17 protein-coding genes are annotated in these 24870 nt (G+C 44.8%); 16 read left to right on the top strand and 1 reads right to left on the bottom strand.

Translation table 11 applies throughout. The annotated features are described in order from the left end of the window. Window positions 1–32 precede the first annotated feature (32 nt). The 3 genes from grpE to dnm_RS07940 all read left to right on the top strand — a co-directional run bounded on the left by grpE (window position 33) and on the right by dnm_RS07940 (window position 6048). A complete protein-coding gene (gene grpE, locus dnm_RS07950; protein WP_207682141.1) occupies window positions 33–2702 on the top strand; it encodes a nucleotide exchange factor GrpE in 2670 nt (889 codons plus the stop codon). 63 nt (window positions 2703–2765) lie between these two features. Beyond that, window positions 2766–4751, top strand: a complete 1986-nt coding sequence (locus dnm_RS07945; protein WP_207682140.1) for a zinc ribbon domain-containing protein — start codon at window positions 2766–2768, stop codon at window positions 4749–4751. 13 nt (window positions 4752–4764) lie between these two features. Next, complete coding sequence (locus tag dnm_RS07940; protein ID WP_207682139.1) at window positions 4765–6048, top strand: hypothetical protein; 1284 nt, start codon at window positions 4765–4767, stop codon at window positions 6046–6048. Between the two features lie 823 nt (window positions 6049–6871). Here dnm_RS07940 and dnm_RS07935 read toward each other — a convergent pair. Continuing rightward, window positions 6872–8329 (bottom strand): hypothetical protein, encoded by a 1458-nt coding sequence (locus dnm_RS07935; RefSeq protein WP_207682138.1) that lies wholly within the window; start codon window positions 8327–8329, stop codon window positions 6872–6874. Window positions 8330–8816: 487 nt separating this feature from the next. On the opposite strand from dnm_RS07935, the gene dnm_RS07930 reads away from it, so the two are divergent. The 13 genes from dnm_RS07930 (at window position 8817) to dnm_RS07870 (ending at window position 24844) form a co-directional block, all read left to right on the top strand. Continuing rightward, a complete protein-coding gene (locus dnm_RS07930; protein WP_207682137.1) occupies window positions 8817–10682 on the top strand; it encodes a hypothetical protein in 1866 nt (621 codons plus the stop codon). A gap of 216 nt (window positions 10683–10898) precedes the next feature. Beyond that, window positions 10899–11324 (top strand): hypothetical protein, encoded by a 426-nt coding sequence (locus tag dnm_RS07925; protein WP_207682136.1) that lies wholly within the window; start codon window positions 10899–10901, stop codon window positions 11322–11324. Between the two features lie 125 nt (window positions 11325–11449). Beyond that, window positions 11450–11983: a hypothetical protein gene (locus dnm_RS07920; protein ID WP_207682135.1), complete on the top strand. Its 534-nt coding sequence runs from the start codon at window positions 11450–11452 to the stop codon at window positions 11981–11983. 31 nt (window positions 11984–12014) lie between these two features. After that, a complete protein-coding gene (locus dnm_RS07915) occupies window positions 12015–12968 on the top strand; it encodes a lytic transglycosylase domain-containing protein (RefSeq protein ID WP_246556347.1) in 954 nt (317 codons plus the stop codon). A gap of 104 nt (window positions 12969–13072) precedes the next feature. Then, a complete protein-coding gene (locus tag dnm_RS07910; RefSeq protein WP_207682133.1) occupies window positions 13073–13348 on the top strand; it encodes a hypothetical protein in 276 nt (91 codons plus the stop codon). A 16-nt stretch (window positions 13349–13364) separates the two neighbouring features. Beyond that, window positions 13365–13541: a hypothetical protein gene (locus dnm_RS07905; protein WP_207682132.1), complete on the top strand. Its 177-nt coding sequence runs from the start codon at window positions 13365–13367 to the stop codon at window positions 13539–13541. 90 nt (window positions 13542–13631) lie between these two features. Beyond that, entirely contained in the window at window positions 13632–15437 is a 1806-nt protein-coding gene (locus tag dnm_RS07900; protein ID WP_207682131.1) for a hypothetical protein, read from the top strand. 49 nt (window positions 15438–15486) lie between these two features. After that, window positions 15487–15678 (top strand): hypothetical protein, encoded by a 192-nt coding sequence (locus tag dnm_RS07895; protein ID WP_207682130.1) that lies wholly within the window; start codon window positions 15487–15489, stop codon window positions 15676–15678. 391 nt (window positions 15679–16069) lie between these two features. Then, complete coding sequence (locus dnm_RS07890) at window positions 16070–20851, top strand: tubulin-like doman-containing protein (protein ID WP_207682129.1); 4782 nt, start codon at window positions 16070–16072, stop codon at window positions 20849–20851. A gap of 631 nt (window positions 20852–21482) precedes the next feature. After that, entirely contained in the window at window positions 21483–22268 is a 786-nt protein-coding gene (locus dnm_RS07885; protein WP_207682128.1) for a S1C family serine protease, read from the top strand. A gap of 11 nt (window positions 22269–22279) precedes the next feature. Then, window positions 22280–23344: a YfaP family protein gene (locus dnm_RS07880; RefSeq protein ID WP_207682127.1), complete on the top strand. Its 1065-nt coding sequence runs from the start codon at window positions 22280–22282 to the stop codon at window positions 23342–23344. 51 nt (window positions 23345–23395) lie between these two features. Continuing rightward, complete coding sequence (locus dnm_RS07875) at window positions 23396–23839, top strand: peptidoglycan-binding domain-containing protein (RefSeq protein WP_207682126.1); 444 nt, start codon at window positions 23396–23398, stop codon at window positions 23837–23839. Between the two features lie 63 nt (window positions 23840–23902). Then, a complete protein-coding gene (locus dnm_RS07870; RefSeq protein ID WP_207682125.1) occupies window positions 23903–24844 on the top strand; it encodes a transporter substrate-binding domain-containing protein in 942 nt (313 codons plus the stop codon). Window positions 24845–24870 lie beyond the last annotated feature (26 nt).

Here is a 24870-nt window from a genome sequence, read left to right as displayed (position 1 = left end):
AAATATTTCATATAATTACAAAGAGGTGTATCTTGAAATTATTCCATAAAAATTATGTTGTTTTGGCCTGCGTACTTTGTTTTACAATATTAATATCTAATTTTGCTTATGCGGAAAAAAAACTGACCTGTGAAGATGTAGAAAAGCTTGTTAATAAGGAAGAATTAAAGAGGCGTATTTTAGCTGATGCTGAAATGTTTCCATTGGAGGAAATAGCAGAAAATGATAAAGCCAAAGAGAACAAAGAGAACGAGAAATTTTGGAAAGAAGACAATTCTTGTTGTGAAGAGAGCGTATGCGCCCGGAAGTTAGGCGAATTATTTGCTGAAATTCTTCGGGAAGAAGAGAATAATGATAAAAATCTTTTAAAAGTACTTGAATTCATACATAAGACATTAAAACAATTTGAAGAAGCCAACTTCAAAACTGCACGTACAGCAACCTATAATAATTTCATAAGAATTTTAAGAGAGGATACTGGAAATTATAAAAGAATAGATAAAATAATAGATATAAAAACAAATTTTTGGGAGTTAAAAAGCGATGAACACAAAAAGCTTCTTTTAGATAGGTTTTCTGATTTTGAAAATCAAATAAAAGAAGCTATAAAGAAAGAGGCAAGATATATTGAACACATTGTTAACAAAGGAAATTTACAGCAATATATTTTGGAAGTTAGTGAATTGCCTTTTCCGACAACACCCGAAGAAGCTGGGATTAAGGAAGCCGTTGCTACAAAGTGGAATGAAAAAGGCGGAGAATTGGGAAGTCTGCTTGCCGAGATTGCTTGGGAAATTGAGAAAGAACCTTATTCTCTAGCCCCGGGTTTAAAGTATCACGAAAGACTTGGTAAGCTGATAACTCTGACAGAGAAAATAATGGGAGAATTGGAGTCAGCGGGATTTTCTGATGCTTATTTCGCAGTTTACAATGGTTTTATAACAAAAATGTCAGAAAAGTTTGACACCTATAAGAAACTGTCGAAAATAATTCAGAAAGCTGAGATAAACGAAGGCGGAATCTATTGGGCGAAAGCTTATGAGGATGCCAAAGTCAGATTTCCGGCTCTGAGAGATAAAATCAGACAAGGTCTCGTAAATACCATTCCCCCCAAAACAGGTAATCAGGAGTCAGGCAACTCATCTGAAACACCACCGAAAACTGGAACCACTCAGACAAAGTTGGAGGAAAGTACAGGTGATCATAAAGATATCTCGGTTCGTTTACTTTTTATTGTTTCATTGAGTGTTCTATCCGTTGCAGTTATAATTATATATCTTGTTGATAAAAGACATAAGCGTAATTTTAGTAAACTAGAATGGGAGGTTCGTAGAATGCCAGAGACTATAGAGGCTCGTATACTGATTAAGCGATTAAAAGGTGAGGCAGAAGCCTTGGATAAAAGCATAAACGAATTAAAGACAGAACTTTCAAAAGAATTTATAACAGACAAGGCAATTGATGATTTTGAAACTATAAAAAAAGACTTAAAAAAACTTGAAACAAATGTCATAGAGTTCTCCCTCCCTTCACATGAGAGCTATGTAAAAGAAATATATGATGAGCTGACTAAAAAGATAGGTGAATTGAAGGTACGTAAAAATGGTTTAAGAGAGTTAATTAGACAAAAAAAACAACCGCATTTTCCTAATGCTCCTGAAGTATCGAATATAATAACAGAGGGCTTGGAAAAAAAGATTGGGGAAGCCCAGAAGAAGTTTGAGGAATCAGACCTGAGCCAATTAAAACAGGATGTCGCCAAATTAAAAAGCTTGGAAAGTAAAATTGATGGAATCGAAGAAAATATTGGAAAAATTTGGCGATATATTGAGAAACTTAACAAGAAGTTCTCTGTGCCTGTCAACGTTTCATCTCCTCCCGACAATGACGGCGAAATTAAGGAGCTTCGAAAGGAACTCTCTAAACTCCAGAAACAATCCGAAGCTGTTTCAAATAAGGAGGTCGCTCCGCCTAAAGAATCCATCCTGTCCGCAATCGTAGAAATGGAAAAAGGGATGCTGGAGAGCAGGTGGAACAGCTTTAAGAAAGAGTATGGGGAAGTTGTTGACCTTGCCAACAGAACTAAGGAATCCGGTGAGATAAGTTTTTATTCGGAGGTATTGTCACAGCGTCTCTTGGCTTTGCTTGACGCTGATCCTGATGACGAACAGCTTGTCTCATCTTATAGTGATATCGTGTTGCAACTGAAGGAATATTATCCTCAGATGATTAATCTGCCAATTATTGACAGATATGCGGCAGGAGACCTGGAAACAAAGGAATGGGGAGATCAGAAGGAACTCTCCAACCTTCGCAACTGGTCTCAGTTGCTCACATCCCTGCAAAACCCCCGGGAAGTGAAAAGGCTGCTTGATTTCAAACTTGAGAAATGGATAGGCGGGGAGTTTCTTGAAATTGCTGACAAAGTGCTGCTCAGATACCATGAGACCAAAATTGAGAAAAGAAGCGGGAACTTGCAGGAGCTTTACGACACCGTGCTTGAGGTGCTTGAAAAAGGAAATCTGAAACCGGTCGAAATCATTCTGAAGAAAACGGTTTTTGACAGCACAAAGCATACCGCCCGCTCCACAATAAGTGACACAACCTGGCACAACGGCGTTATTGTGGGTATCCAGCGAAACGGCTTTGAACTGGACGGAAGGGTGATTCAAAAGCCCCAGGTGATTGTCAACAAAGTTTAAAATTCATCAACCCCGCTAATCCAAAAGCTTAAATCTCTCGAAAAACGGAGCTGTCAAGTCGTGATGAACTTTCCGAAAATGGAACCGCTGACCCATGATGAATTTTCCGAATTAAAAAGCTTTTTTATCGGAGAACCAAGAGATCAGACCAAAGTGTGGGTAACGGCTGTAAAAACCCCTCATCTCTCCTTTGAGGCCAGTGGTGCGGCATATCTCAATGATGAACGGACACTGGATTTTGGTTCTGTTCCTGCAATCGGTGACACCAGTGAGCTGCTGACCATTGCAAACCTCGGACAAACTCCTCTCACACTTGCCATAGAAGGCGGCAAAGACTGGCTGAAATACAAATGCCGCTCCCCTCATCTCAGGGCCGGCGGAGACCGGACAGACCTGGAATTATTTTTCCACGGGGAGGAACACGGAGAGGAAATAAAATCCCGGGAACTGACATGCCCCCTCCTGATAAAAGCAAAAACTCCGTCAGGAACAGAAAAAGAATTTCCCCTGCACATAAACATAAAGACCCATACGCATCTGGCTTATGGCAAATTTGATTTTAACGGCAAAGCAGAATCGGACATTCATGATTTCGGCAGTATCAATCCCACGGACAAAGGCGAAATATCTGCGTACCGCCTTTCCATAGAGAACTGCGGAAAAGAGGCATTAAAAGTAAAGTTTGAAGACTGTCCCGAATGGCTGACAGCAGACGTGCTTAATGTGAAAACCTCCCGAAAAGAGACAGCGTTTCAGATCAGCCCCGGGGAGACCGCCATCACCATCATCAGACCGGTTCCCTCCCTCAATTTCCTGGGAACTCACAGCGGGCGTATTATCTGTCGCTCCAATGATGTGCGTAAAAAATATAAAAAACTCGAACTTGAATTTCAATGCGTCCAGGAAATCCAAGACGCTTATATTGTTCCCAAAAAACCGGAATCTATTGAAATCATACCCAACCGGACTTATACCGCAGATATCCCCGTCTCAAACTGGGGAAAGACACCTGCCCAAGTTTCTGTCAAAAGCCAGAGCCAATGGATCACCCTGCCCGAGTCTTTTCAGATACCTGCCATAAAAGGACAAAAACCAGGGGAAAAATCCTTACAAGTGACAATTCGTGCGGATCAGGGTTCAGGCACTGGCAGGCAGACCACAAATCTGGAACTAACGCTTCTGAACGGAAATCAGGAGCCAGTGCATATCCCTGTGGAAACAGACATCATCGGCATTGAATGCGATCCGGAATCGCTTGACTTCGGGACTGTCAATGTAAAAGACACCCCGACCCGGTCAACAACATTCAAAGCCACTGATGACCGGGAACTGTACCTCAAAGCAAAGCCGCTCCCCGGTTTAGAGGAAAATCTTAGTGTCGTCGTGAAAGGGCATACAGTGGAAGCAAAACTGGAAGATGTCCCGCTTTCCGGCAGCAGGCTTGTCACACACGACGGCCCGGGAATTATTGTTCAGGATTCGTCAGGATATGAACAAGAATTTTATGTAAAATTTCAACGGACAGCGCCCAGCTTTGAAGCAGACACACAAGAAATTGACATGGGAGAAATCGTAGGCGGCACCACAGCCAAAGGGCATTTTAATATCTCCAACAAAGGAGACGGCGTTTTAATCGTGGACATGCGATCAGATTCCGACAAGTTACGGCTCAAAGCGCCCCAATCCTTTGATCTTTCACCCGGAAGCGATGCGGACATATACTTTACCCTTAATTCCAGGGAAGACATTGAAACAGAGCAGCAGTTTGGAGGAGAGATAATTATCCGTAACAATGATCCCTCCCGGGATGATGCTCAGAAGATTCCTGTCAGGGCAAAAGTCCTGCGTCCGGAGGGAAAACTTTGCCCGAGTTGTTTCCTGCTGGTTTCTTTGAATCATCCCTATTGTCCGTTATGCGGCACACCTGTAAAAGACGCTGCCCCTGTTTCAGACAAAGGGCTGGCGATATGTCCTAAATGCAAAAGAAAATTTAAACCAGAGAAACCCTTTTGTCCTAAAGACGGAAAGCGTTTGAAACTTTTAAACTGAAGGAGGTGAACTCTTGCGTTGTCCTTATTTGGATTGCAAGGCTGACATTGCAGGCGGCAGGACTCGCTGCCAGAAGTGCGAGCGTCAGTTAAAAATTTGCAGAAAGTGTGCGACATCAAACCGTGTTTTTGCTGTTCACTGCCGGGAATGCGGCACTCCCCTGCCCGATTCAGATGCAGATTGGCCCATGTTCAAACAAAGCGCCCAGGGTCTCGGAGTGAACCGGTTTGTGATCACCAAAAAATTTCCAGAGATCAGACCCGAACATGAAGAAAATTTTCGGCTTCCTGACCGGTGCAAAAGTCTCCTGGTTTATGACAATTATCTGTTTGCCATTTCCCAGGGCGGAGAGGTGAAGGTCGTTGATATCTCCCAAGTTCCGTTTAAGGAACTCACTTCGTTTAATGTGGGCGGAAAAGTGTATTCTGTCCCTGCTCTGAATCATGGCTCGCTCTATATCGGAGCAGAAAAAAGCCTTCAGGCATATTCCCTGGGAAAGCTGTTTTCCGACACCTCCGCAGTTGAGCCTCGCTGGACAGTGCCAGTGAACGCCACGCCCATCCGGTCATTATTACCTGTGGAAAACAGACTCCTTTTTACGCTGGCATATCCGGATCGGCACCATGAAATTTGTATGATCAGTGATATTGAGACAGATCACCCCGGTTCTCCCGCAACACTCCACAGCGGATCACATTTAAGTTCAATGGCTGCTCATTTTACTGCTAAGAACAAAAAAGTTTATTTTTTTTCTGCCAATGGTTCCGAGGAAGTGGAACTGCATTGCATAGATAATATAACAGGCTCAGATGCGGAACTGGTCACTCTGCCCGTCAAAAAAGCACCGTCCAAATTCAGAAAGGTTATTCCCATCGCCATTATCGGGGCAAGCCTATTTGTTGTTTTCAAAAAAGATGAGACCCTTTGCCGTGTGGATGCTGCCACGGGTGAAATTAATGCCTTACTTTGTAAAAACGTACAAGACTTTGTCATGGCCGGTATTACTGAACCGATTGTCAACAACTCAAAAGGGCTGTTCTTTAAAAGAATAAACAGACAGGCAGAATTCCAAAGCGGACAGAAAATCAGGGGCAACCCCCTGGTTTTAAAAGATTTCGCTGTGATCGTGGGAATGGGAGATGGAAATGTCCATTTGTATGATATTCGAAACCCGGAAATGCCTGCGGTGTGGGATGTGTCTGATCACCCAACAGATCAGATAACAGCCCTTGCAGCGTCCCGAAATATCCTTATGGCCGGAAATGACAAAGGGCTTGTAAAAATATGCAGGCTGTGATAAGAATCTTTGCTATTTTTGGCATTCATTTCAAGGGAGTGCAGAAATGAAATTTTCGTTTGGGCCGCCCCGCTCGGCTTGGATTGGTAAATCCAAGCCCGCCCGCCGGATTTGTCAATCCGCCAGGAGCGGAGTGTGGCGGCACGGCTTGAATTGGGAATTCCGAGCCTCCCGTCGGATTTGTCAATCCGCCGGGAGCGTTTGGGCCGCCCCGCTCGGCTTGGATTGACAAATCCAAGCCCGCCGCCGGATTTGTCAATCCGTCGGGAGCAGAGTTAGGCGACAAGGCTTGAATTGGGAATTCCGGGCCCGCCGCCGGATTTGTCAATCCGTCGGGAGCGGAGTTCGGCGGCACGGCAGAAACGAAGATCAAAGCCACAAATTCGAAGGAGTGCTGAAACTCAATGATCAAGTTTTTTTTCTGTCATTCCTGCGAAAGCAGGAATCCACGGCCCCCGGAACCGTGGCATCGGCCCAAAATGGATTCCTGCTTTCGCAGGAATGACAGGTTGTCCGATCAGATAGGATCAAAAAACTTTGATCATCAGGTGAAATGAAATTTTAGCACACACTGAGGTCTCTCGGATATAATATCCGAGAGAGAGATAAGGGATTATTCTCTTAAAGTCGGGGTCGGGAGGCCGACATACAGGAAGTTATAGGATTTGTCTCTTCATGACGGGGGAAGGACGGACGCTCCGGAGGAACATTCTGAGGGAAAGTGAAAAAATGGCGGAAAAAGAAAACACCTCTCCTGTGCGCCCCTGTTCCGCGGGGGCGGAGAAATTCCGCCGAATTCCGTGAGATCGGCGTTTTTCGAAGTTTAATTAAGGTGTGCTGTCGCGGCCTTCGCACAGAGCTTTGCGAAACCGGGGGCGGCGGCGGCCTTCGCACGGAGCTTTGCGACGGTCCGTGCGAAATATTCCGCATCTGAGAGACCCTTTGCCCTCTCCGCATGGCGGTTCAGGGCATGCTGGGCGATGCCCGCGAATGTGAGGCGGATCAGCGATCTGACAGGACTCCGTGACGATCCTTCGACACCGCATGCGTCGTAAAAGAAATTGCACCGTTCCGATGCGCTCCGCTGATTCGCAAGCTCCTTGAATTTAGGTGTGTTCCGGGGAAGCGGAGGAAAGAGCCGTGGATCGTCGTCCGGCTTTATGCGGACAAAGGGGCCGGCCGGGCTGTCCGGGGCGCAGTCCTTTTTCAGCGGGCATTCCTCCTCATGCGTGACATAAACATATTTTCCGTCCCGGTGCGTGCCCCGTTTCACCGGGCATGAGAAGATGTTCACATTTTTATTTTTGTCGAATCCCTGACGCCGCATCGGCATTCCTCCGGGACAGATCGGCGTTCCGTCCTCGCTGAGGCGGACATCTCCGTTCCGGGCCGGGTCGGAATACGCATTTTTGCTGTTTCCCGAAAGAGGAATCACCGGAATGACGTCCTTTTCGGCGAAGTAATTGTAATGGGCATAGGAGTCGTGATGCCCGTCGCCCATGAAATAACTCACATTGATATCCGCGCCGTTCTCCTGTGCGGCTTTTAAGAGGCGGTCGAAGGCTGTGAGAGAAAGCGTGTAATCGCTCTCATTCCCGCCCGGCATGACAATGAGAAGCGGGAAGTCGTGGCCGTTCTCCGTGACGACGAGGTGATAATACCGGTCGCCGAAGACATAACGGTTATGCGCCGCATCGTAGCACCACACCGCTGTCGGAGATGTGTATAACCGGGGGCATTCGCAGTTGTAAATTCCCCCGGAACGGCAGGAGCAGATTGGTTTTCCGTTCGGCGAGGCCGCTGTTTCAAGGACGGATCCGTCGCCGGAAACGGCGAAGTTTTCCAAATGTGTGAGGAGTCCCTCTTCCACGGAAGGAATGATTCCGGCGAAGAAGAGGAGGTCTTCAAGGATTCTGCGAAAGTTGTCGGGACGGGGATTCTCCGCATCGGCGAGAAGCTCTTCGGCCAGCTTCTCCGATTTTGTCTGATGCGGACTGAGATCATCCTCCGCAGCTTTTTTCTTTGCCTCCTTCTCAGCCGGGAGACTTCTGACATGCCTCTGTCTGACAGAATCGCTCTCCCGGGTGACATGGTCGCACGGCCGGCGGTAAGGACCGTCAGCGAGACGGTCGAAATAATCATAGTACGTTCCGATTCCCGGCGTATCATCCGGGCCGAAGCCTGCGAGGACAGCCGGAACCGAGGAGGAACGGGTCGCTCCGACCCATTTTGTGACCGAGGATTCTCCCCGGAGTGTCATAAGGAGCAGCGATCTCAGCATGCACACGGGGTCCTTCGGAGTTCTCCGCACCGCCGGAGAATAAATCTCCCCGAGAACCGAAATGACCGGGTCGAGATTAAGCTCCGCCAGGATAAGCAGCTCCCGACGGTAATTTTACATCGTCTTTGCGAATTCGCCATTGTCCTCGAAAAGGACGAGGTGGTTTCCGAGATGTTCGGAATATTCGGTGTGTGTCATCATAATAATGTCTCCTTTCATAATATGTGTCAAAGTTTTTTTGGTTGTCATATCCTGATAACATTTATTACACAAATTATAAAGGGAAAAATTCGGATGCTGTCCGAAATAAGATATGTCTCTTACAAACGGGTTGAAACATTATTTTTGAAAAATGAAAATATCTTTAAAAACAGTATGATAGAATTTCCGAGAAACCTCACACTCCCCCGGGATGCGCTATGCTGAAATGAAATTTTAGCACTCCTTTGGGAAAAGTAAAAATCACAAATTCAAGGAGGGAATAAATATGAAAAGACAGGGCATGCTTTTGGTTTTGTTATGGTGCAGTCTCTTTGTGATTTCAACTGATACGGATGCAAAAATAACGGATAGTGACTATCTTGATATCCGTATTCTGTATGATAATTCCGGCAGCATGCACCCCGGATACCGTCTTGAGGGCGGCACGAGAAGATCACACTTAGGCGTTGGCTTTTTTCACGAATATCCCGAATTCAGGGAATGGCTGAACAAGCTCATTTTTTCCCAGGGGGAACTCAACGGGAAATCCGTGTCCTTAACTGTGTTTACCGAACATGAACTCACCGAAATCCTCCCGCCCACTTCCCGCGAAGATATTAATCATGAAAAAATTGTCCAGGCATTTGAAACGCTGAAACGCGGCGAGCAGTTCAGGTATGGTATGCACACCTACCTCACAGAAAATCTTGAAAAATTTGTAAACGGATTTGAGGGTGTGGTATGGCTCATCACGGATAATATCATTGAACGGGAAGGGACAGATTCTCATCAGGATATCCTTAGCTTTTTCAAAACATTAAGAGACAGATATGAATATAAATCTGTCCATCTTTATAAATATCCTTTTGAGGATGTGGAAAAAGGCCAGGATTCCAACTTGGCGATATACGGCATTCTGGTATCTCCTGATGTTGTTGATACCCATGTCATTGAATATTTTGATGAAAAATTTGTCAAGTTAAAAGAGTTGTTCGCTGGACATGAGCATTTAAAACTAAAAGACCTGTCTGTCAAGCCGCTTGAGTTGCAGGGTGCCATAAAAGTTTTAGTTGATGATAAGAAAAGTAAGGGAGGCTTATTTTTAGAAAGTCAGAAAGTGCGCTTACGCCTTGAAGGAGAAATTCGCAGTAATTTGACTCAGCATACTGTCAGATGCGATGAGGAAGAGTGTGCGAAATATAAAATTGAGGTTGAAGGCCCTTTCACACCTGATGCAAAAGCTAGGAAAGAGTTTGGTGTCAAAAGTATTCGTTCAAGCCGTTTTAGAAAGGTTGAGCGCAATCTGATTAGCGGCCCCATTTCCCCGGGAGAAACCCAGCGGGTAACGAAGATTATCTCTTCAAAAGAACCTATTACCATTTCACTGAACCGTAGCGGCATTGTCGCTTTCATTAAGTCAGCCTTTGGAATGCGAGTCAGGTATAATGGGAAGGTAAGGTTTTCCTTATACAATGTAAAACTGAAACTGGAACGTAGCTATCTCGCGGGAATTTTCGGAATAGATCAGGCATCTTCTGTTTTTGATGTTCAGGATATCAAGGAGATAACCGTAAAGCCCCGTATCGTCAGACAAAAATTTTATTTGGAAACCGGAAGCGGCAAAGGTATCTTTCTGCTTATACTTATGCTTGTGCTATTATTGCCCCTCGGTTTTCTCGTGTGGTTTCTGCTTCAGAAGCAGCAATGCCGAATCAAGGTGGATCAGAAAACAAGCCTTATACCGTTCAGACCTTTTGGCAGCCACAGCGTCACAGATGACGGGAAAATACTGGGAGTCGTCAGGCGGGGTTTTGGAAAGGATTATACTTTCTCGCCCATGAGCGGGGTTGCGGGGCTGACTGTGAAACCTCGTTCTGAGTCCGGGAAGTATGATATTACAATGCAAAACAAAAGTATTGTTTTGTTTATTGAGCCGTTAGGCGGCGGGACTGTAAAGACAGGAGGGAGTCAGACCCCTCCCGCGGAAGGTTCCGGGCCAGGCCCCGGCCCTAGACCAGGCCCCGGCCCACGGCCCGGCCCTGGGCAGAGTCCGTCCCCTCGTCCACCAGGCTCAGGGGGGCCGACTCCGAGTTCTCCCCCACCATCAGGAGGCGGAGGCGGCAGAAAATTCGGAAAGCCGCCGGTCAGATAAAGAAGAAGTGCTAAAATATGCCGTGTGCAACTTTTTTAAAATAAAGCCGACACAAAGAACCACAAAGAGCCTTCGTGGGACTTCGTGCCTTTGTGCCTTCGTGGCTTTATAAGTTGCACACAGCGTTAAAATTACATTTTAGCCCTTCTCAAATAACAGGTATATAGAAGGAGCCGGGAAGTTTTTTTCAAACAAAACAGAAGAAAGGATGGGAATATGAAGCGGTGGATATTTTTCTTTTTTATATTTTATCTTGTGTGTATGGGGACATTTGACATGTCCGATTCCATGCAAAGTTATGTGCTGGCGCAGGGCACAGAAATTTCGGATACAGGCGGGGCCAAGAATTATTTTCTCAGGGGAGGTCTTTTTATTCTCGGCTTTGTCATACTCTGGTTTATTTTCTATAAATTGGTTTATCCCCATGTCCTGCTAAGATATTACTCTCCCGGATATTGCAAAAACCTGTTTTGGTCTATGTTTTTACTTTACAGCATGGCATGGTTATCCATAAGCACTTACCTGATCTTTGAGATAGGATTTCGCTACTACTGGGCCAAATGGGTTTTTGTTTTTTTCGGCGCTATATGGCTTATATGGCTGGCGGTTATTCTGCTGAAAAAAGATACGGCTTATACTTAGAAGGCTTACAGGGTGGCATGTTTTGTCGGAACTACACAGATTGCATTTAGTCAGGATTGATTGATATTTAATAAGGATGGGGTCATCCCGGCTAAATGAAAATCAATTCTTGTTAAATGAAGCAGATGTTTGAAAGTGTTGCCGAGGGCAGCGTTGAGCAACACTTTCAAACATCCGCTTATTACAGCCTTATATATTTTCATATAGCGACGGGGGTTGTTGTGATTCTGAAAAGAATAACGATAATTGCTGTTTTGTTTCCATTGCTGATATCAGCATGTACCAAGAAGCAAATGGGCATATTTGCTGGAATGGCTACCGGTGTCGGAGCAGCTTATCTTGCTACGAAAGACAAAGACAGGGATACTCGGATAAAAGCCATGTTTGGCGGCGCTGTTGCCGGAGCTTTGATAGGCGGTGCGGTAGGTCACTATATGGATCAGTCAGACCAGAAAGAACTTATGATAGCCTTGCAGAGAACTCCGATAAACAAAGTCTCCAATTGGACTAATCCGAAAACTGGTCACAAATTCACCATAAAACCCATCAGCGTTGTTTATAAAGACAAAAAGGGCAGGCGTTATCGTAAGGCAACGCTTTGGGGGCATAAGAAGGGAAATAAAAAACTGGATGTGCATACCGGGGCATTCTATTTCTAAATTTCGCGGCAGGAGTTTCAGAGTGATCAGTATGAAGTCAGTTTGTTTTTTCTTTTTGATGTTGCTTGTTGTCATGTGTGTCAGTTGCTCGCACTTGGATACTTTGGAGGGCAGATTAACCAATGATGTCAATTTCCTCCTCGAAGAAAAACTTCTCGACGGTCAGGTTGCGAGATGGAGCGACCAAGATCAGCCCCATATTGAACGAAATCTGGCTGTTTTTATGACCTGCTCCGAGGAAGGAAAATTATGCCGATATTACTATACCTTAATAGTTGAGAACGGACGTGCAAAGCCAAAGGTATTCGGCATGGCATGTCGTAACTATAAGAATAACTGGGAACCTGTAAATTGGGATAAGAACCAGAATCCTTATCTTCACAAACTGATCCGTTCCCGCTTTTATGAACTTTGCAACCTCAGCCTTGATGCTCCTCCGGTAACTTATGTTTCATCAAAGCCGAAGATTTATTCAAGACCGAAAACTTCGCTGACTTATCCGAGTCCGAAGACTTTGGCTCGTCCAAGTTCGGGTTCTCCAACTTGCCGATTGCCTTCTGTATTGCTGAAAAGTGTCAAAAAAGCTGAAAGAAGACACAATTTACCGTTGAGACAGATGATTGAGAATGAAGCCGAAGAAAAAAATCTGAATCCTGTTCTGGTGCATTCTGTGGTAAAGCAGGAATCAAACTATAACCCTAAAGCTCGTTCTCCTGCGGGGGCTATGGGGCTTATGCAGTTAATGCCCGGTACAGCCGGTGATTTGGGAGTGAATCCTCGTGATCCGTATCAGAATCTTGACGGCGGTACACGCTATTTGCGACAACAGTTAAACAAGCCGGGTATAAAGGGAAATATCGCTTTGGCATTGGCCGCTTATAATGCCGGGTATGGTAAAGTAAAAAAATATGGGTACAGAGTTCCGCCTTATAAGGAAACAAGAAATTATGTAAAAAGGATAATGTCATTTTTTAAATCTCAATAAGAAAGAAAAAAATATAACCCTGCTACCTAAACGAAATTGCTCGGTCATCCGACTCTTGCACTGGTTAGCCGTGGCGTTATATTCTCTGTAATCAAAGGTGGCTTATGAAGAAAGTCAGCATTATTTTAATAATAATATTTATTAGTTGCATAATGCATTTTAATTTACCGCCAAACGACATAAAAGATCACATGAATTTGAAAAAAGATGCCGGCTTTTTTAAAGAGTTGGCTGCAAGTGCTATGCTTTCACAAACTGTTGCAAAATGGCAATATTATAATTTTTTCATTGTAAAATTTGCATATTCTGAACGGCTTGATATGGTAATGGTTGCTTTGCCTTTTTGTAAATGGGCGGTATTGGATAGTAATAACCAATAAATGTGAGGAGGATAATATGACATTTACAGAAACATCCGGCATGTTAAAATTTGTCGGTATTCACAAAGGGCTTTTATCTACGTTATGGAGAAGTTATAAATATCGTAATTTCCTTGCCAAAATTTTATTGCTTATCCCTATTTTGCTGTATTCGGTTGTATGTCTGTTCTTTATCATCTTTTTCACCGGATAGGTCTATAAGTTTTGACATTTCTTTAACAAATTGAAAAAATATGTTATAGAGTCTTCCATAACCAATAACAAATTAATTTTGGAGGGTAAAATGGCATATAAAAATAATAGTGTTGCTGATCAGACAACTTCTTTAATCAATACCGAACTTTTAACAGATATTCTCAGGATTCTCAGCATGCTCGAAAAGGAACTGAACCGGGTGGCAAGAAGGAACTGTCATAATCGGGGGCAATATCCGGAGATATTTTTCCAAACAGAATCCATGCTGAATGGCATACGTTCATGGATAAAAATATACAGGCTGTTATACAATGTACCGATGTTTAACTCTCTGCTGACAGGTTGTCTGAAGGAGCTCAGTCTGTATATCGGTCAGCTGATAGTTTTATGTGTTCCGGTCAGAGGCAAGAAAGGTGTCAGGCGGGCCCGGCTGATTCAGGAACGCAAAAGGCTTGAGAAATCAGTTGAAGATATGTTGAGGAGCATAGAAAAATGTCTGACCAGATCAGAAACGAATGAGACAGAAATTGAATTTAAAACTGAGGAGGCCCTGATAAAGGCATTTGAGAAACATTTTTCCCAAAATCATGAAACAGAAATCAGAGTCTGTGTATCCGGCAGGGGAGATAAAACCTATATTTTCCCCTGGTCTGATAAGACAGGCTATCTTTTTCTTGTCCGAAATAAAAAACGGTTCCGTTCCGAAGTGGTGGACAAACTGGAAAACTATGCCCATGCCACAGGCCACAGACCTGCCTGCAAATGCAGGGGAAAGTACAGGCTGAAAGGTTTTCGCTCATCTGAAAGAAAGCCTGTGACGGAAGGTGGGAAACAACAGAATTTTCCAATCCGGATGGTTGAATGTGCCGACTGCGGCCAGAGATTTTCCTTAATTCCCAGCTTTTTACCCCGTGAAAAACATTTCGGAATTGATATTATCGGACGCATAGTACAAGGGATTGTTCTTTTCGGACAAAGCCTGAGGGGAGCACTTGAAAACTTTAAACTCACCGGCACAGAGATAAAAAGCAGACAGACAATCCTGAACTGGCTCCGGTGGTTCGGGACACTTCATCCTGCAACGATTCTGACCCGTGCGGGCATAAAAGGTTCCAGTTATTTTCAGGAGGATGAGGGATTTGAAAAGGAATCCGGCATGCGTACCTATACGGTGGCAATGGTTGATCCTGAAAATTTTTTAGTGTGGCATTTGGACTATGTGGATCATGTGGATATGGAAACCCTCACGGAATCTTTTGAAAAATTTGTTGAAAGGATTGATTTTAAAATTATCGGGGTGACAAAGGACAGATGGCAGCCTGCCACTGATGCCTTAAAGAGCGTCTGCCACCGTCTGTGGATCGGATTTTGCCATCTTCACTGCCTCGGAAAATTCCGCAGAGCCCTTTCCGAATATAAGAAAGAATCAGGATGCAGTTCAAAAAAAGTCGGAAAGCTTTATAAGGAATTCAGGAATATTTTGGACAGTGCGACATCAGCGGCCAATCTTAAAAGCAAAATCGGTTTTCTCAAAGATGATGCATTCAGTTATCCTCCGGTCCGCAGAATATTGAATCAGGTGATTGAAGACGGTTCCCATTATACCTGTCATAAAAGGAGAAAAGGTATAAAAAGGACAACATCTTTGGCAGACAACTTTTTAAAAATTGTTAAAAGAAAACTAAGACAGTTAGAGAGTTTCAGAGATCAGGAATGCACCGAAACATTATTTCGGGCCATGGCCAATGTAAGGAATTTTGTTCCTTTCATCTCAGGTGCAAAAAATGCACATAAAAGTCCTTTTATATTAGCCCGGGGCCAAACCTTTGAACTGCCATGGACTCAGATTATGAATGTGCATAATGCTTTCTTATTTACCGAAAATGCCGCGTAAATTGATTTGTCAAAACTTATAGACCTATGCGTTTTCACAAATTATCTCCGTGATAGATATCATCCCCTATCTTATCGGCAGAATAGCTGGCAGCATATCGGGAAAAGCAGAAGACATAAGCAGAAAGTACCTGGGATTTTCCGAGTCATTGTTTTATCCGCCCATAGTGTTCCTGCTCAGTATTCTTATTTTGCTTGTTGTTATTCTTCCTAAAACAATAGGAATGATGGAAGATTTATAAATTGTCTTATGAATTTCAAAGCGTGAAATTTGATGAAAAATAATTCCGCCATATTTGAACAAATAAAAAAAATTCAGGTGATATACACCCTGCAACCACTAGCTGACCGCAATGAATTTGACGGGCTGTTCGGATGTAAGACAATTTTTCAAATTGTCTTTCGGACAGCGGATGTAAAACAATTTTTCAAATTGTTTTTCGGACAATTTGAAAAATTGTCCTACATGATTCCGGATTTTTCCCACCCATCATAATCATTGCGGTCAGGAACTACAGGGATTTTATATAAAAAAGGGATTTATAAGAAAAAGATTGAAACACTTTTCTTATATAAAATCCCTGTAATTCCCAGAAGATAAAACACTTTTATAGTAAAGGAGGGAAGAAGATAATGGCAGAAAATTTCGGATCTCTTAAAGTCGGCAAGCTGCCAGATGAACTTTTGGAAGATGCGCCTGTCGGGAAGACTCTGCTGATAGGGCTTGGCGGTACTGGCAAGGAAGTGCTGCTACGGTTTCGGCGGCTGGTTACAGAGCGGTTTGGCAGCCTTGATGCGCTTCCATGCGTACAGTTCCTGCATCTGGATACTGATATGACAGCCAATGCCATGCAACAGTATGACAAAACCATGCAGGATGATCCGCTGTATGAAAAGATCATGTTTCAGCCCATTGAACGAGTAAATCTGACCATCGAGGGCGGTATAAGCAAGTATCTTGGCAATATCAACGCATATTCCCATATCAGGGAGTGGTTTCATACCAAAGGCAAAATTGCGGATCTGGGAGACTTGGGAGAAGGTGCCGGGCAGGTACGCATGGCCAGCCGCCTGGGATTTTACGACAAATACGATGATATCGAAGCGGGCCTTGCCAATGCTGAAAACCGTCTCAGCGCCGAGGGAAATCGTGATGTCATTTCCCAGTTGGGATTTAAGTTTGATCCCAATGTCATGAGCATCTATGTCATTTCATCACTGGCAGGCGGCACAGGCAGCGGCACGTTTCTGGATATGGGATTTCTGGTGAAAACCATGTTTCCCGATTCCACGAGAATAGGCGTTTTCTTTATGCCTGCCTTTTTTGGCGGCTATTCAGGGGCAGGCCGGATGAAGGCCAACGGCTACGCCGCACTGAAGGAGCTTAATCATTATTCTTTCGGTCATTCGTTTGCCGGCAACTGGACAGGCCGTGCCAGCAAGCCGATATTTCCGCCGCCCTTTGACTATACCTATCTTCTGGAAGGAAAAAACGAGGCCAATGAGGCCATCGGGTCTTCCAATGAAGAATATTCCATGTATCAGATGGTGTCTGAAATCATATTCCAGGATTTTTCCGTGGGAGATTTTGCAGGGATGAAACGGGCTATCCGTGTCAATCTGAAGAACTTTATTGACAATGCCTACGTGCATAACTACTGGGATGCCGGCGGAACTGTCGGAGTGCAGGGCGGAAAAGGAAGCGTGAGAGGCGACAGTTATACCACCCGGTTCTGCTCATTCGGCTTGGCAGCCATCTATTTCCCCGTGGAGAAGCTTCACAGGGCCTGCGCCTGTCTCCTGTCAAAGAATATCCTTGATCTGTGGCAGAAGCATGTGGTTGATGACCCGATGGAAATTCTGTTTAAATCTTTTCTGACCCATTCCGATATCAAGTTCGTGCAGGGATATTACACCCGGAGAGACGGTGCCGGCACCATAGAGGGGAGTGATGTGGAAACAGAACTGCTGGTATATAACAAAGAAGCCGGTCAGGACTTTCCAGGGTATCTGTGGAATAAGGTGCTTGATATCCGTACTGAGACAGAAGCCCAGCCAAACGGACAGAAAGCAGCAATGCTCCAGGCACGCCGTGAGGAATTGGAGCAGTTTCTGGCCCGGGCTGACAGTGACAATCCGGATGAATGGGGGCTGGATATTCGCACGATTCAGAGAAATATGGAAAATTACCTCGGAAGGCTGAAACGGGGACTTGAGGAACAGGCCAGTGAATTATCCAACGACCCGCGTTACGGCATTTCCTATGCCCTGTCTTTGCTTCGTGAACTGAAAAAACTGCTGAGAGATGAGAGCTTCAACTATCTTCCGTATTTTGAGGGTGCCATTCCTTACTGGGATGGTGAAATCCAGAATTATATATACCAGTTGGATCAGTTGCAAATGGATATCAGCAAACATGAAAGCCGGTTTCTCTTCCGGGAGGCAGACCTTGCTCGGGACATGGATATTCTTGCCCCGCCCAATGTTCCGGGCGAGGGTGTGCTTTATAATTATCTGCTTGCCAGGGTGATGAAGCAGGTGATGAAACGGGGAAAACTGATCTGCGAAAGGATTGACAAATTTCTGGGTCAGGACAGTTCCAGCGGTGAGGGGCTACTTGCAAAATATCACCAACTGACAGGCGGCATGGATAAGCTCAGGAGCATACTCGATGAGAAGCAAGAATACTTTTCCAGGGAAGAGGAGTCTGCTACGCTGAAGAGTCTCTATCGGGACGGCGATGTAAACGAATGGTATAATATCTGGATGGGGGAACCCGAACAGCATAAACAGAACCTGAAGGAAGTGAGTGACAAGCTGCTGACAAAGATTTTCGGGGTTGACTCTGTGACCGAGGCCCTGAGTCTTATCCAGAGTCAGCCCATTGAAAATATCGAAGACCAGATGCTGGAGGAATGCAGAATTTTCTTTGCCATTAAAAACAGACAGCCTTCAGCCCTGGAAATGCTGATGGATGAGAAAAGGTGTTCCAAACGGGATCGGGAAAACCTGATAGAAACGGCTTACAGACGGGCCAAGGTCTGGTTAAGGCCGAACAACAAGGTCAGTCAGGTTCAGTTTAAGGTAAGACAGCAGCAAAAGCCGTGTATTATCGGTATTGACGAAGAAGACCGGGTGAGATTTAATGAGTTTCAGGGTACGCTGAAGAAAAAAATGGCTACCGGAGACACCCAGCCCCAGTTTAAAAATATTGGCAAAACAAAGAAGGGTTCCATTATTTTTTATAATGAGCTGGGAGGGGCAACTGCCTTTTATCCCTCGTCAGTGACCGAAGTCGGGGGATTAAGTCAGAATTATGAGGATTTTTGCAGAAATCCCAAAGATGTGAGTCCTGATAATCAGGAAGATGTCCACATAGACAAGAATCGCTTTCAATTTGAGGATATTATTCCAAAAACAAGCGACGAGGTTCGCAAATACAGCGAGTCCATCAGGGCCTTTGTGCTGGCGCGTCTGCTGGGATTGCTGAAAGTTCGGGAGATCGTCGCTGATGATCAGACCGTTGTCAATCGCTACAGCTATGAACAGGAAGTGGCTTTTGATACAATGGAAGAAGACCTCGGGGATGAGTTTGCGGCTGTGGATATTCTCTACCGTGATACTCAGCCTGACCATGAAAGCCATCGCAGGAAAATATCTGATCAGGTTGAAAATGTGGTGGAGGAGCTTCGCCGCCGGGGATTGCTGCCGGTCTATCTGCTGCTGATTGAATTTTATCTCAATCATGTATATCCGCCGGTAACAGAGGATGACGAAGCTGCGGGGGTGTCAATTATCCGATACTCTCCATATTACGCGGCACTGGATTTTGAGCGCGGGGAGAGAATTAATAAAGAACTGATTACCACAAAAGAGGAACGGGCAAAGACAGACGCGACATTACAGGAACTTCGGGGCAACAGACCCAAAGGGAATAAGCTGACCTACGAGGAATATGCAAACGCACTGAAACCTTATACAAAGCCGGCGGGAAAATTTGAAGTCATCACTCAGAGCGTTGTCGGCAAAAGGCACAGTTTCCTGGATGCGCTTGTTCTGAACAGAAAACGCGTATTTTCCGTAATTATTCCCAAAACAAGCGAGGAATCCCGGAAATACAGCGAATCCATACGGACCTTTGTGCTGGCGCGGATGCTGGGTCTGTTTAAAATCCGAGAACAGGTCGGGAAAGATCGTCAGACAGTGATAAACCTCTACAGCTACGAAAGAGAGGTGGCCTTTGAAATGACAGAGGAAGACCTGGGAGACGAGGCGGCCGCGATTGAAATACTTTATCAGGATCAGCGGCCCGAGCATGAAACCCATCGCAACCTGCTGTCTGATCAGACAGAAACAGTGGTGGAGGAGCTTCGGCAGCGACATCTGCTGTCTGTGTATCTGTTGCTGATCGAGTTTTACCTTACCCATGTGTATCCGCCGACTGCGGAAGATGATGAAGCAGCCAGCGCACAGGCAGGACGGTTTACCTTTTATCATGCTTTGGAGTTCGAGCGTAGCGAGAGAGTGGAAAAAGAACTGCTTCGCACGGACAAAGAACGTCATCAGGTGGAAACTGCCTTGATAAAACTGCGGAACAAGCCCAAGGCTCAGAAACTGACCTATCAGGAATATGTAAATGCGCTCAGGCCATATACAAAAATGTCAGGTAAATTTCAGGTAATTGATCGGAGCAGCGTGCTCGGAGAAAAACGGAAGTATCCGGATGCGCTCGTTCTGGACAGAAAGCGTATTTTTTCCGGGGCAGAGGATGTACCGGATGAGGAAATGGAGGAAACGCCGGAACCCGGATTCAATATCCCGGAAGCGCAGGGCAAACAGCAACGCAAGCGTCCCTGTCCCGAATGTGGCAAGCCCATTGATATACGTGCTATTTACTGCGTCAATTGTAAGAAAACCATTGCAGAGCATGTTATTTGTCAATATTGTGAGAAAAAGACCCCGAGTGACCAACCCCTGTGCTGGAACTGCGGACGGGAACCCCTGCCGAATGAAGAGACGATTGAATGCCAGCAGTGTTACAGCTTTGAGGGAAAGGCGAGTGAGTTTCCCTGTCCCGAATGCGGCTGGGATCCTTCCCAGCAGGAAGCTGATGCTGCGGCTGCAACGGAAACTGAAACGGATACAAGGAAACCGGAATCATATACTTCGGAACCGGAGGAGGAGCAGCAACAACAGGACGCTGAGAATGCTGAACACAAGGATGAACCGCCGCCGGAGAATGAGTTTGAGAATGCTGAACACAGGGATGAACCGCCGCCGGAGAATGAGTTCGATATTCCTGAAGATAAGGTGGAAAATGAAACAAAGGAGGGTAAGCAAATTAAGTGTCAGTATTGTGATGAGTGGATGACACCGGTGGGATCACGTTGCAGTTTGTGCGGTGGGGAACTGTAAAAGTCAGTCTGAGAAAGACCTCCGAGGACTTCGGCGAAGCTCGGTTAAACCGTTTTGAAAACCTCGGAGGGCTGATGTCCGCTGTCATAATCATTACTGATTCTAACGGATTTTGTTGACAGGACAGCGGTCTGTGTCGCTGGAAGCCCGGCAAAAAGTACAGGGAAACAGGATAAGAAAGGGAAGGCGCATTTTCCTTTTCTTATCCTTCCTCCCTGTACTTTTCCTATACAAAAACAAAAACCCGCCCCGCTCGGTTCGGATTGACAAATCCGAACCGCCGCCGGATTTATTAATCCGCAGGAGCGGGAAGGAAATCTCTATAATTTCCTATACAACGACCATGATTTGACAAAACAATGAAAATTTCTGGTTATAACGCCTTTTGGGGTGGCCCTTATGTGAGAATGTCCGTGTTCCCGAAAGGCGGTGTCCTTCCCTTTCTTATCCTTTTTCCATGTAGTTGCCGGGTGGGAGAACTACAGGGAAAGAGGATAAGAAAGGGAAAAAGCTGACCGGACAGGCAGCTCACGCTCCCCAAAAAGCGTTATAATCAGGAAAATCTTATATTTTTCTTAACACTTAACACCTAACACCTAACACTTTCATATAAAAAACAGGAGAAAAGACAATGAGCAGAGGACAGCCCACAGGGATGGTGAAATTTTTCCTTTTTATGGTTTTTCTGATTGGTATCGGATTAAATACATTTGTAATTTTGGATGCGGAACATTTTCGCTGGATAATTCGTCCGCCAAATGACATCAGCACTGTTGATCTCTCGAAATTTGTGCCGGAGGCGAAGAAAAGCATACTGTTGGTGGTTGCCATTGGTTGTGATAATAAAGCGTGCGGTACCGGAACGGGCTTTGTTATTCAGCCGGGGTATGTTGCCACAAATGCTCATGTGGCGGCCTGCGGCGCTCAATGTAAAAAATTTGCCCTTCAGGACTACAAAGGGATGAAGCATGTGGCAACGCTTGAAGGTATCACCTCCCGTCGGGGAACGGCCGAAGACCTTGCCATATTAAAAATTAATGATACTTCTCTGCCCCCGTTGCAACTGGCTGATTCCGCAGAGTATGAGGTTGATCATGACGGAGATGCAATTTTTACCATAGGCTATCCGCTGCTCGGGATTGCTTCCTCTGCTGACAAGGCATCTGTGTCAGATGAGGGAAGAATTGCCCAGTTCAGCACCGACCATGATATGTTCATTGCCAATGGAATGCAGCCGAATCCCGGGAACAGCGGAGGCCCCGTGTTTCTTGCCAATGAGAAAAAGGTGGTGGGGCTTATCGTTTCAGGTGTCAGAGGTGAAGTTCAGGGGGTTGAAGTGGCGGGTGTCGAATATGTCATCCCCATCAACAGAATGAAGAATTTCTTTCAGCAAATAACGGGTCAGGATTTACCGTAAAGAATAATATCATGAATGGAAATGCTAAAATCAAGGTGGTACTGTTTTTACTTGCCCTCATTGCCCTTGCAATGCTGGCGATTCCGTTTTTCCTGGTTCCTCCGGGAGATTTGATCGTTAAGCTGAGGGATAATGTGTTCAACACCGACCTTTCCGGAAAAGAGATGAGGTTGGATATTGTTTCTTCCGGTCAGAAGTTTTCCAGATCAATTCGTCGGCATAATGAGGAATATGTCGCGGCTGTCAATAGTATTAAAAGCGGTGACACAGAAGTGGAACTTCACATAAAGGGATATGAACCCCATATCGCCAGTGTTCATATCCCCTCTTTGGAATCAGCGGAAATAGAAGCCTCTCTTATCCCCACATTTGGCAGGATAAAAGCATTTGCGATCAATGCCACAAATAAAAAGAAATTGTCGGCGTTTAATGCAAAAATATCCTCAGCAAGTCAAAATGCATCAGGCGGGATCCAGGGGGCTGTCTTATCTGAATTGGAACCGGGAAATCATAAGATCGAATTAGACGCATCCGGCTTCTGCCCTGCAAACAAAGATGTGAAGGTGGAAAAAGGGAAAGTGACAGAAGTGACTTTAACCATGTCTCCTGAATTATCTGGCAATGAACTTGCAAGAGTTATCCTGGAGTGGGGGCTGAATCCGAATGATCTTGATTCTCATCTGTTTTTACCCAAGCACTCATCTCTGAAATCCCGGCATGTCTATTATTCCAATAAGAAAGCCAGCTTCAAAAATGGTTCAAAAGCTGCTGAACTGGATGTTGATGACACAAGTTCTTATGGGCCTGAAACCGTTACCATATCCAATAAGTTAAAGGGGACTTATCAATATGCTATTTATCTCTATGCAGGAAGGGGAACCCTCGGCAGGTCACAGGCAACGGTGGAACTGGTGACCAATGGGTGTGAGAAGCAAAAATTTTCTGTTCCGACCAATTGTAACAAAAAATGGTGGCATGTTTTTAACATAAAATACAATGGGTCAAATATTGAGGTCATCAGGCAGGACAAATGCCGAACTATGGAACAGATGAATTGGAGAACTGGTAAAAAATAGATGAGCCAAAGACAATCCATAAAATGTCCTCATTGTGCTGAGTCCCATCCGATGGGAACTGAGTTTTGCCCGAACACAGGCAAACGTATTAAGAGGAATTTATATAAAAATATTATTATATTATGTGGATTGGCGGCTTTTTTTATCGGAATATCGTTTTATCTAACGCCAGAAGATAAAGACAACAATGGGCCAGTAAAGGTTGAGCCTGAAAAACCTCCCCTTTCTGAAAAAACTCCGGAAGAAAAAGATGTCGGAGCAGATAAGGATAAGATTGATGAGAGAGTGAGATATGCTCAAAAAATATTAAAGAGTGAGCTCTTTCTATATAATGGCAAGGTTGACGGGAAGCTTGATGAAGACACTGAAATAGCCATAAAGAACTTCCAGGGACAAAACCGTTTAAAACGTACCGGATTTATAGATGATGAAACATGGGCGGCGCTGAAAAAGGCCGGAAATTCCCCCCCGGCAATAAATTCCTCCCGGCAATAAATTGCCGGGCTATTTTCGGTCGTCCCTCCGGGACTTGGTTCAGCTAATGGAGGATTAATCATTATGAAAACATGGTCAGATTTTATAAAAATTTTTATAGTTATGCTGGTGTGGATACTGCTGGCTCATCCCGCAACAGCGAGTGAGTATGTTGTCAAGCGGGGAGATAACCTGTGGAGCATTGCTAAAAAGTTCTACAATGATCCTAACAGGTGGCGTGATATTTATGAGGCTAACAGGCATTTGATAATGAAGAAAGGTGCTTTAAAGCTCGGTTGGGTACTAACAATACCAGAAGTGTCAGAGAATAAAATTATGCTGGTCACCGGGAATGAATATGCTCCTTTTACGGATGAAAAATGTCCTGAAGACGGTATGATTACGGAAATGGCAGCGCTGATATTCAAAGAAATGGGATATGATCCGATAATTAAGTTCCGCGACTGGAAAGATGGTTATCAGGCCACAAAAAAAGGAAAGTTTACAGCGACATTTCCTTATGTCAAAGAGCCGGACAGATTGAAAGATTTCTATTTTTCTGACCCTGTACATACCATTCTCACCCGCTGCTTTGTCAGGAAAGATTCATCTGTCGAATATGCTGAGGCAGAAGATTTGAAAGGACTAAGCTGTTGCAAACCAGAAGGCTACAATCTTGATGATGTTCAGGAGTTCTTGGACAAAGGCTTGATAACCCTTAAAAGACCCAAGGATATGCAAACCTGTTTCACCATGTTGAAAGATAAAAAGGTTGATATTGTTCCTATCAATGAGCTTGTGGGATGGAGTGTTGTCCAGGGGCTGTTCAAAACAAAGGAAGATTTTCGCACCCTTGACAAATCCCTGGGGGACAGCACACTGCATTTGATTATATCCAAAACCTATCCCAATGGAAAGTCGCTGATAGAAAAATTCAATCAAAACTTGGATAAACTTAGCCAGGAAGGGGTATTACAAGAAGTTTCAAGAAGGCATCTCCAGTATTATTATAGTAAGGGGATGTAAAACATAATTGGACGCATTAACAACTT

It is taken from the genome of Desulfonema magnum, from assembly GCF_017377395.1.
In the GTDB taxonomy this organism is placed as follows: domain Bacteria; phylum Desulfobacterota; class Desulfobacteria; order Desulfobacterales; family 4be13; genus Desulfonema_C; species Desulfonema_C magnum.
Note: the sequence above shows the minus strand (reverse complement) of the source record. Positions and strands in the feature narration are given on the sequence as shown.